The 783-nt window shown below is 52.2% G+C and carries 1 protein-coding gene; it reads left to right on the top strand.

Annotated elements, in window-relative coordinates; translation table 11 throughout:
* Positions 1 to 446 precede the first annotated feature (446 nt).
* Positions 447 to 783, top strand: a 337-nt coding sequence (gene hisF / locus ACTHTS_RS10865) for an imidazole glycerol phosphate synthase subunit HisF (RefSeq protein WP_440370036.1), incomplete at its 3' end; no start/stop codon positions are given.

Consider the following 783-nt stretch of genomic DNA (forward strand, 5'->3'; position numbering starts at 1 on the left):
GTATTTCACGCCCTTAGCCTTAGGATCAAAGCCTTTGCCTATCGCATCGGATAGCGCGGAAGAGGAGCTGCCGCAGGCGGCAAGCGTAGAAACCAAAGATGCGGCAAGAACCAAGCGGACGGCTTTCATGGTTTTCCTTTCGTTTGAAGTTGTTTGATAACATATTCATATTATCGCACCAGCCCTCAATGACGTATGATTTAAATCAATATTCATCATTCCTATTCCGCCGCTTTGCCAGCCTTTTCAGTTTATACCGTCATCTTTTCATTTTTGTGAAACCGTTACACAGTCCCGCCCGATTGCCAAACAAACCGACACCATGATGCTGCCGCCATCTGCCTCTACCGTTGAGGTCGTCTGAAAGCCCGCTTCACTCGTTTTAGCGAAACTCGCTTCGCTCGTTTTCAGACGACCTCATTCCTAGGTTTGGAAAGGCATTCAAAATGGCACTGGCAAAACGCATCATCCCCTGTCTCGACGTCAAAGACGGCCGCGTCGTCAAAGGCGTAAACTTTCTCGGTTTGCGCGATGCAGGCAACCCCATCGATGTTGCCAAACGCTACAACGACGAAGGTGCGGACGAGTTGACCTTCCTCGACATCACCGCCTCCTCCGACAACCGCGACACCATTTTGCACGTCATCGAAGACGTTGCCTCACAAGTTTTCATTCCGCTGACCGTCGGCGGCGGCGTACGCACCGTAGCCGACATCCGCCGCCTGCTCAATGCCGGTGCGGACAAAGCCAGCATCAACACCGCTGCCGTTACCAATCCCGATT

The organism is Neisseria sp. P0019.S003, assembly GCF_051957115.1.
Lineage (GTDB): Bacteria > Pseudomonadota > Gammaproteobacteria > Burkholderiales > Neisseriaceae > Neisseria > Neisseria flavescens_D.